The organism is Escherichia sp. AM3 (genome assembly GCF_032029835.1).
In the GTDB taxonomy this organism is placed as follows: domain Bacteria; phylum Pseudomonadota; class Gammaproteobacteria; order Enterobacterales; family Enterobacteriaceae; genus Escherichia; species Escherichia coli.
In genome coordinates this window covers 73,107-82,540 of record NZ_JAVUPQ010000013.1, presented here as the reverse complement: position 1 = coordinate 82,540, position 9,434 = coordinate 73,107, and the positions used below count along the sequence as shown (strand labels likewise).

The window sequence follows — 9,434 nt, the reverse complement described above, 5'->3', positions numbered from 1 at the left end:
ATCGGTGGAGCTGCATGACAAAGTCATCGGGCATTATCTGAACATAAAACACTATCAATAAGTTGGAGTCATTACCAATATCTTTAATAAACAGCAGGCAAATCATCGCAATACCCAACATCCCTATCGCCAGCCAGAACAACGCATGGTAGCTCCAGATTTCAACCATAATTCCGTCAACAGAGCCGGCGATAATCCAGCCGACGCGTGAAGTATTTGCATATAACGTTGTCGCAGAGCCTATTTTTTCAGGCATCAGGTCCTGAAAATAAAGCATGCCGATACCACAGAGAATACCAAGGAAGATGGCATTAAGAATTTGCAATTCCAGCTCAACCGCCGGAGTCGTCGCCATGAGTACGCTGGCGTAAAAACACATTCCACTCACGATAGCAATGAGCATTAATAGTCGCTTGCCAATACGTTTCATGTAATAGCCTGCGATTAACATCATCGGAATTTCCAGACCGGCAGCGATACCAATCATTTCTCCAGCCAGTTTATCGGTTAGATGCAGTTCATCAATAATAAATAGCGGCATATTTATCATGTAGAGATTATTCGCCGCCCACATCATTGAACAGACCACAAAAAGTAGCCGCGTATCCCGCTTCCTGTGGGTGGAGGGTAAAATTTCTACGGGTTGGGTAACGACAGGAATATTTCTTTGTATTGATGGCAAAAACAACCAGACTATCAGCCCGCAAACAACAAATGCGATGGCAGCGGTGAGATACATCACTTTAAAACTAAATCCCATTGCCAGTTCATAAGCGAGCGGTGGCCCGATAACCCAGGCAAGCGAGATCTGAGCACGTAAAAATGTACTGAACATGACCGTCTCACGGCCTGTTCTGTCGGCGTGTTCACGGGCGAGGGCGAACATTTGCGGGTTTGCGGTGGAAGCAAAACTACTCAGAAGTACGCCCGTTGAGAGGAGAATGAAGTAGTTGCGATTCCACGCAAAAAGCGTGCAGGCCAGCACTCCAAATAAGCAACATAGCAGAATCAGTAATTTACGGTCGCCTTGTTTATCGGAGTGCCTTGCCAGAAATTGACTGACCAGAATTCCCATAATAGCGCTACCGGTGAAGAAAAAACCTACCATTATAGGACGGGCTTTCAGTTCATCTGCGAGGAATATACTTAGGGTAGGAGTCTGAAGAGCGCCCGCAATACCCGTCAGAAAGGCGACAAGTAAAAATGCCGCGGCAGTGAGATCAAGTATTTTTGATGGAGTGGTAGCCGTTTTTTGCATTCTTCTGAATCACCGGGCGAAAAAATATAACTGAGTTACAAATAAGTACCAGTCGAATGAGTATTGTATTAAGAATTTTTGAGTATCGCTGATACAACCAGAAAGCAATGCTAGCGCAATATTATAGGGCCAGCAATTGAGATTATTAGCAAAAGCATGTTAAGAATTAATTACCGAATTTATATATTAATTATAGTAAGGCAATGAGCTATTTTTGATAGTAAAAATAAAACAAGTTGATTTGATATATTAAATGAACAAATTAATCTTGATGGCAGTCTGATTATTGGTGAAGTTTATATTCAGTTTTTTTCGCCAGCGGTTAAAGAAATAGAATAGTCGTATAAAAAAGGATGTTCTGGGGCGAGTAAAACAACATCTTCACCTTAATGGCGATACAGTTGGCTGAGAGTCAGCAGGGGGGCAAATCACCTGCAAATAAACACGGCGCATACTGGCGTGAATATCGCGGATGCGTTCGAGGACAGAAGAACCGACAGGCGGATTCTTCAGCCGCTCATCGTCCATCACAAAACCTTAGACCAGGTATTCCTGAAGCCGATTGAATATTGAGCAGTAGAAAATATCTGGATTGACAGTATTACAAGGGGTTGGAGAACGTCAGGAGAGGCATTTTGGCGGAAGATCACAGGAGTCGAACCTGCCCGGGACCGCTGGCGGCCCCAACTGGATTTGAAGTCCAGCCGCCTCACCGGAGACGACGATCTTCCGCGCCTCGATTGCTACATGGAGGCGGGGCGCATTATAGCTACTTCCTTGAGTTTCTACATCCTCCAGATCAGTTTTTTCCGCCTAATACACGCAGCGTATTATCACGAAAGCATTATAGTTCATATAAAACCCATATTTTACAATGATATATGAGCGGAATTAACGCTACCACGATCACATAAAACAAGAATCATAAATTAATAACCAGATATCGGAATATTCGCTCTCACAGGGATGGTTTACAAAATGCGTTATCGGTCTCAGCACCCCTATAGCATCAAGGAAAAGCAGATGAAGAGTGAAGTGTTGTCCGTTAAAGAGAAAATTGGTTATGGCATGGGAGACGCCGCCAGCCACATTATTTTCGATAACGTAATGTTATATATGATGTTCTTTTATACCGATATTTTTGGCATTCCTGCCGGTTTTGTCGGAACCATGTTTTTGGTCGCTCGTGCACTGGATGCGATTTCCGATCCTTGCATGGGGTTGTTGGCCGATCGAACGCGCTCTCGCTGGGGTAAATTTCGTCCGTGGGTACTGTTTGGCGCACTGCCATTCGGGATCGTCTGTGTACTGGCCTATAGCACGCCAGATCTCAGTATGAACGGCAAAATGATCTATGCAGCAATTACTTACACCCTACTTACCTTACTTTATACCGTCGTCAATATCCCTTACTGCGCATTGGGTGGTGTAATCACCAATGACCCGACTCAGCGTATCTCGCTGCAATCCTGGCGTTTTGTGCTGGCGACCGCGGGAGGCATGCTTTCTACTGTTCTGATGATGCCACTGGTTAATTTAATTGGCGGTGATAATAAACCACTCGGTTTCCAGGGCGGTATCGCGGTCCTTTCCGTGGTGGCATTCATGATGCTGGCATTTTGTTTCTTCACCACTAAAGAACGCGTTGAAGCACCACCTACAACAACGTCTATGCGGGAAGATTTACGTGATATCTGGCAAAACGACCAGTGGCGGATTGTCGGTTTACTAACCATTTTCAATATCCTGGCGGTGTGCGTACGCGGTGGGGCGATGATGTATTACGTCACATGGATTTTGGGCACGCCGGAAGTGTTTGTCGCTTTTCTCACCACTTATTGCGTGGGTAACCTGATTGGTTCCGCACTGGCAAAACCTCTGACCGACTGGAAATGTAAAGTCACTATCTTCTGGTGGACGAACGCCCTGCTGGCAGTGATTAGCCTCGCGATGTTCTTTGTTCCCATGCAGGCCAGCATCACTATGTTTGTCTTCATCTTCGTGATTGGTGTGTTGCATCAACTGGTGACACCTATCCAGTGGGTAATGATGTCCGATACCGTCGACTACGGCGAGTGGTGCAATGGTAAACGCCTGACCGGGATCAGTTTTGCTGGCACGCTGTTTGTGCTCAAACTGGGGTTGGCCTTCGGCGGCGCTCTTATCGGCTGGATGCTGGCTTATGGCGGATATGATGCGGCAGAAAAAGCGCAGAACAGCGCCACGATTAGCATCATTATTGCGCTATTCACGATTGTTCCGGCGATCTGTTATTTGCTGAGCGCGATTATCGCTAAACGCTACTACTCACTCACGACGCACAATCTGAAAACCGTTATGGAACAGCTGGCTCAGGGTAAACGCCGTTGCCAGCAACAATTCACCTCTCAAGAAGTGCAGAACTAAGGAACGGCAATGAAAATTAGCGATGGAAACTGGTTGATTCAACCTGGCCTCAATTTGATTCACCCGCTTCAGATGTTCGAGGTTGAACAGCAGGATAATGAAATGGTGGTCTATGCTGCCCCCCGTGATGTACGTGAACGTACCTGGCAGCTTGACACGCCTTTATTTACGCTGCGCTTTTTCTCCCCACAGGAAGGTATTGTCGGTGTGCGGATTGAGCATTTTCAGGGGGCGCTGAATAACGGTCCTCATTATCCGCTCAATATTTTGCAGGACGTGAAGGTCACAATCGAAAACACAGAACGTTATGCTGAGTTTAAAAGTGGCAACTTAAGCGCGCGTGTCAGCAAAGGTGAGTTCTGGTCACTGGATTTTCTGCGCAACGGCGAACGTATTACCGGTAGTCAGGTGAAAAATAATGGCTACGTGCAGGACACGAATAATCAACGCAATTATATGTTTGAGCGGCTTGATCTTGGCGTTGGCGAAACAGTTTACGGTCTGGGAGAGCGCTTTACTGCCCTGGTGCGCAATGGCCAGACGGTAGAGACTTGGAACCGGGACGGCGGCACAAGTACTGAACAGGCGTATAAAAATATCCCGTTCTACATGACTAACCGTGGTTATGGGGTACTGGTCAATCATCCCCAGTGTGTCTCTTTTGAAGTGGGATCGGAGAAAGTCTCCAAAGTGCAGTTCAGCGTTGAGAGTGAATATCTCGAATACTTTGTTATCGACGGCCCGACGCCGAAAGCGGTACTTGATCGTTATACCCGCTTTACTGGTCGTCCGGCGCTGCCGCCCGCGTGGTCCTTCGGCCTGTGGCTAACCACTTCATTTACCACCAACTACGACGAAGCGACGGTAAACAGCTTTATCGATGGTATGGCGGAACGCAATCTGCCGCTGCATGTTTTCCACTTTGACTGTTTCTGGATGAAAGCCTTCCAGTGGTGCGATTTTGAGTGGGACCCGCTGACTTTCCCTGACCCGGAAGGGATGATCCGCCGCCTGAAAGCGAAAGGGCTGAAAATCTGCGTCTGGATTAACCCCTATATCGGTCAAAAATCCCCCGTCTTTAAAGAGTTACAAGAGAAAGGCTATTTACTCAAACGCCCGGACGGTTCGCTATGGCAGTGGGATAAATGGCAGCCAGGTCTGGCGATTTATAACTTTACCAATCCGGATGCCTGCAAATGGTACGCCGACAAACTGAAAGGTCTGGTCACGATGGGCGTTGATTGCTTTAAGACCGACTTTGGCGAACGTATCCCAACTGATGTTCAGTGGTTTGACGGTTCCGATCCGCAGAAAATGCATAACCATTATGCGTACATCTACAACGAACTGGTGTGGAACGTGCTCAAGGACACCGTTGGTGAGGAAGAAGCTGTCTTGTTTGCCCGCTCGGCCTCCGTCGGTGCGCAGAAATTCCCGGTACACTGGGGTGGCGATTGTTACGCTAACTACGAATCAATGGCGGAAAGCCTGCGCGGTGGTTTGTCTATTGGCCTTTCAGGTTTTGGCTTCTGGAGCCACGATATCGGCGGCTTTGAAAATACCGCTCCGGCGCACGTTTACAAACGCTGGTGCGCGTTTGGTTTGCTCTCCAGCCATAGCCGTTTACACGGTAGCAAATCTTATCGTGTGCCGTGGGCCTACGATGATGAGTCCTGTGATGTGGTGCGCTTCTTCACGCAACTGAAATGCCGCATGATGCCGTATCTGTATCGTGAAGCTGCGCGTGCGAACGCGCGGGGTACGCCGATGATGCGGGCCATGATGATGGAGTTCCCGGACGATCCGGCTTGTGATTACCTTGACCGTCAATACATGTTAGGCGACAACGTGATGGTTGCGCCGGTGTTCACTGAAGCGGGCGATGTGCAGTTCTACCTGCCGGAAGGTCGCTGGACACACCTGTGGCACAACGATGAACTCGACGGTAGTCGCTGGCATAAACAGCAGCACGGCTTCCTGAGTCTGCCCGTTTATGTGCGTGATAACACTCTACTGGCGCTGGGCAACAACGATCAACGTCCCGATTACGTGTGGCACGAAGGCACGGCATTCCACCTCTTTAATCTGCAAGACGGGCATGAAGCCGTCTGTGAAGTGCCCGCTGCTGACGGATCGGTGATCTTTACTTTAAAAGCAGCACGTACTGGCAACACGATTACTGTGACTGGTGCGGGCGAGGCGAAGAACTGGACACTGTGCCTGCGCAATGTTGTGAAAGTAAATGGTCTGCAAGACGGTTCGCAGGCTGAAAGTGAGCAGGGGCTGGTGGTGAAGCCTCAAGGGAATGCGCTGACAATTACGTTGTAATCTATTGATGGAATGCCGGGTACGTCTGAGTCGTACCCGGCGAGATTGATGTTTACCGCACCGGCTCCGTCGATGTAACTTCACCGCTGGAAACGATGCCAGCATTCATGGTTTGAGTCACTTGCTGCTTTGCGGCGTTCACGGCATGCAATTGCCCGCTAACCGTAGGTTTCAGCGGGGCATTGGCCTGAATATCTCCACTGGCGGTAAGCTGAATATTGCCGTCGCCAGTCAACGGTAATTCAGGCCATCCCCATTGTTGCAAAATATTCACCGGCACACCGCGTCCATTCAGGCTGATATGGGTCTGACGTTGTGGCGTTTGTGAAACACTGGCAGTGGCTTCCAGAATGCCTTTTTCAGTAAATGCACTCAGTTCGCTGATATTCACCGTGCTGCTGTTGGCGGTCAGCGCCAGCGACGGGCGACGAACATCAACACGATTGAATGTCGCGGCGGCGGCATTCAGATTCGCCGAGCCACTCCAGACGCCCCATTTATGATCGGTAACCAGCGTCAGGTTGGCACCGTAACCATCGAGCGTGGTGAGCTGCCACGGGAAGTCAGGGTCGATATCAATGATCAGATTGCGGCTGGCGCTAAATCTCTTCAGTTGCAGGCTGTTTAACCAACCGGGTGTCGTTTCCATCCACAACTGTTGCCAGTTTTTCGGCAAGGTATATTCCAGCCCGGCAATTGCCGCATCATCAAGGATCAACGTTTTCCCGTCACGCAGCCAGTTCCCTGACGTTCTGACCATACCCCCTTCCCAGCGGCTGGTGAACTGGCGCAGCGCTACGCCCTGCGGGGAAAATTCCGCGTTTATAATCGGGTCAAATAAATGCAGCGAACCATAAATGAACTCGCTAGCGTTCATCGACAGTTTGCCTTCTTGTGTCTGCCAGTCATCTTTACTGAAGGTCATGTTGCGCAAGCTGAGATCGAGGTCGGTCACCGCCCAGTCCGGACCTTGCAAACGAGCATCGATCACTTCCAGGCGACCAATCTGCAACGACGGGACAGAGCGTAATGGCGCAAAGAAGTCGGTTAGCGATTTTTCGCTTTGTAGACGGATATCCGCCATGCGCAGGTTTTCCACTTGCCAGCTGCCGTCGGCGTTACGCTGCGCGTTTCCGGTTAATGTCCCGCGCGCGATGTCGGCACCCAGGTTAGTCAGCGTAACGCGATCGTTATCAATACTGCCTTCAATCAGTACATTGGTGGCAGGAACATCATTGAGCGAAAGCGATCCGGCACTAAACTGAATCTGCGCCTTCGTACCCAGCACTTTACCGGCTTTTGGTGACCACGGAACTACGCCGCCATTTACCCGCTGCGCGCTCAGTTTCCATTCGCTATTCGGGCTATTAAACGCCATATCACGCAGTTGCAGACGATCGGCTTTGAACGGTAGCGGCGCGGTCTGGTCGGTGAGATTCAGCGTCCCGTTTTCCAGCAGGATGGTATCGACATGGCGTGGTTCGGTCAGTTGCCGACTGCTTAGCGCAATGTCGACACTTTTGGCCACCAGGGTCGCGGGCTGGCCATCACGACCAAACGTGACGTTCTCCAGCACGATATGAGATGGCGCGGAAAAACGGTGATCCATCGCCCCGAAGGCCAGATGATAGTCGCTATTCTCGGAAACCCATGCGCTGATATGTTCTGCTCCCCAGCGGGTTTGCAGAAGAAAATAGAGGCCAGCGATCGCCACTAACAGAGCGATGAGAATGTAGAGAAGCAGCTTCCCAATAAATTTCATGGTCTTCCATCCCGTGAAATGCACATAAGGGAGTTATGCACGATTTACGCGCAATCCTCAAGGCGGGAATGGTTAAAGAGGTGAGACTGCGGCGGTAATTATCTTACCGCCGCCAGTGAATTACTGTTTTTCTGGTGGGAAAATCAGATTCAGCACGATGGCAGTAATACCGCCCGCGGCGATCCCGGAGGAGAGCAGGTTTTTCAGCCATTCAGGGGCAAACTGCAAAATCAGCGGCTGCTGAGACACGCCCAGACCAACCGCCAGCGACAGCGCGATAATCAGAATCGCCCGACGGTTCAGCGGCTCACGAGAAACGATACGCACACCGGAGGCGGCGATGGTGCCAAACATTACAAGCGTTGCGCCGCCCAGAACCGGTTCTGGAATGTGTTGTACAAAACCGCTCACTGCCGGGAACAGACCCAGCACGATCAACATCAGCGCGACGACAAAACCGACATAGCGGCTGGCAACACCAGTCAACTGGATCACTCCGTTGTTTTGCCCGAAGCAGGAGTTCGGGAAGGTGTTAAACACCGCCGAAACAAACGAGTTCAGGCCGTTTGCCAGCACGCCACCTTTCAGGCGTTTCATGTACAGCGGACCGGACACTGGCTGTTCGGAAACGTCAGAGGTCGCCGTGATATCGCCAATGGTTTCCAGCGAAGTGATCATAAAGACCAGCATCAGCGGCAGCAGCAGACTCCATTCAATGCCAAGACCGTAATAGAGCGGCGTTGGCACCATAATCAGTTCTTGCGTCATCGGTTCGTTGCTTTCTGGCAACATGCCCATAAACCACGCCAGCGCATATCCGGCCGCCATCGCAATCACCAGTGAGGCCACGCGTAAGTAAGGGTTACGTTGACGGTTAAGCAGGATAATTAAGGCTAAGACCACGCCTGCCAGCAGCAGATTTTTCGGTGCGCCGAAGGTGTTATCGCTCATGGCTGCGTAACCGCCGCCAATGGACGTTAACCCAACCTGAATTAGCGACAGGCCGATAATCATCACCACAACGCCAGAAACCAGCGGCGTAATAATGCGGCGCGCCAGATGCAGAACGCGGGAGATCACCATCTCGGTGCAACTTGCCAGCATCAACGTGCCGAACAAAGCCGCCATCATGGTAGGAACATCAGCACCACCGGTTTTCAGCGCGGTACCGCCCATAATCAGCGGGGCAACAAAGTTGAAGCTGGTGCCCTGAATAGACAACAGCCCGGAGCCAACCGGACCCCAGGCCTTAATTTGAATAATCGATGCCACACCGGAGGCAAACAGCGACATACTAATAATGTGTTGCGTGTCTTGTGCCGGTAAACCCAGCGCCTGGCAGATTAATAGCGCTGGCGTGATCACCGCAACGAACATCGCCAGCAGATGCTGACAGGCGGCAAACAGGGTTTGAGGAAGCGGCGGACGATCTTCAAGACGGTAAATCAGTTCGCTGTTTTGAGTCTGCGCAACCGGTTGCGCATTTTCTGACTCGAGGGTGGAAACAGACATCGAAAACAATCCCGTGGTAGCAAAGCGGGCATTTTAGCTGACCGAAAGAGAAAAGCAAACGTTTGCCACATCCTCATCTAAATATTTAAATGAGATAAATGCACTTTTTTATATAACTTTTGGTATTTTTCTGCTTAAAATCCATGCCATTTGTTCATTAACAGCTGA

At 50.2% G+C, this 9,434-nt stretch carries 5 protein-coding genes, 1 tRNA gene and 2 pseudogenes; 3 read left to right on the top strand and 5 right to left on the bottom strand.

All coding sequences use genetic code 11. From position 1 onward, the window contains the following. The first annotated feature begins 4 nt into the window (after positions 1-4). Entirely contained in the window at positions 5-61 is a 57-nt protein-coding gene (locus tag RTW80_RS31295) for an IS1 family transposase (protein ID WP_003032489.1), read from the top strand. A 15-nt stretch (positions 62-76) separates the two neighbouring features. Here the strand turns inward: RTW80_RS31295 and RTW80_RS08215 are convergent. The 3 genes and pseudogenes from RTW80_RS08215 to RTW80_RS08205 form a co-directional block, all read right to left on the bottom strand. After that, positions 77-1,258, bottom strand: a pseudogene (locus RTW80_RS08215) (sugar efflux transporter); the annotation flags it as partial. 396 nt (positions 1,259-1,654) lie between these two features. After that, positions 1,655-1,816, bottom strand: a pseudogene (gene rhuM, locus RTW80_RS08210) (RhuM family protein); the annotation flags it as partial. Between the two features lie 78 nt (positions 1,817-1,894). Next, positions 1,895-1,989: transfer RNA gene (locus RTW80_RS08205), tRNA-Sec, on the bottom strand. A gap of 292 nt (positions 1,990-2,281) precedes the next feature. Here RTW80_RS08205 and RTW80_RS08200 point away from each other — a divergent pair. Both RTW80_RS08200 and yicI read left to right on the top strand, forming a co-directional pair. Continuing rightward, a complete protein-coding gene (locus RTW80_RS08200; protein ID WP_000834439.1) occupies positions 2,282-3,664 on the top strand; it encodes a glycoside-pentoside-hexuronide family transporter in 1,383 nt (460 codons plus the stop codon). Positions 3,665-3,673: 9 nt separating this feature from the next. Beyond that, positions 3,674-5,992, top strand: coding sequence for an alpha-xylosidase (gene yicI / locus RTW80_RS08195; protein WP_312718839.1), 2,319 nt, complete (start codon positions 3,674-3,676; stop codon positions 5,990-5,992). Positions 5,993-6,044: 52 nt separating this feature from the next. On the opposite strand, the gene RTW80_RS08190 is transcribed toward yicI, so the two are convergent. Both RTW80_RS08190 and xanP read right to left on the bottom strand, forming a co-directional pair. After that, positions 6,045-7,754: an AsmA family protein gene (locus RTW80_RS08190; RefSeq protein ID WP_001295239.1), complete on the bottom strand. Its 1,710-nt coding sequence runs from the start codon at positions 7,752-7,754 to the stop codon at positions 6,045-6,047. 120 nt (positions 7,755-7,874) lie between these two features. After that, positions 7,875-9,266, bottom strand: coding sequence for a xanthine/proton symporter XanP (gene xanP / locus RTW80_RS08185; protein WP_001295238.1), 1,392 nt, complete (start codon positions 9,264-9,266; stop codon positions 7,875-7,877). Positions 9,267-9,434: the final 168 nt, after the last annotated feature.

Excerpts from the sequence above, each read along its gene's own strand:
- RTW80_RS08200 (WP_000834439.1), top strand. The coding sequence starts at position 2,282 with ATGAAGAGTGAAGTGTTGTCCGTTAAAGAGAAAATTGGTTATGGCATG.
- yicI (WP_312718839.1), top strand. The coding sequence starts at position 3,674 with ATGAAAATTAGCGATGGAAACTGGTTGATTCAACCTGGCCTCAATTTG.
- RTW80_RS08190 (WP_001295239.1), bottom strand. The coding sequence starts at position 7,754 with ATGAAATTTATTGGGAAGCTGCTTCTCTACATTCTCATCGCTCTGTTA.
- xanP (WP_001295238.1), bottom strand. The coding sequence starts at position 9,266 with ATGTCTGTTTCCACCCTCGAGTCAGAAAATGCGCAACCGGTTGCGCAG.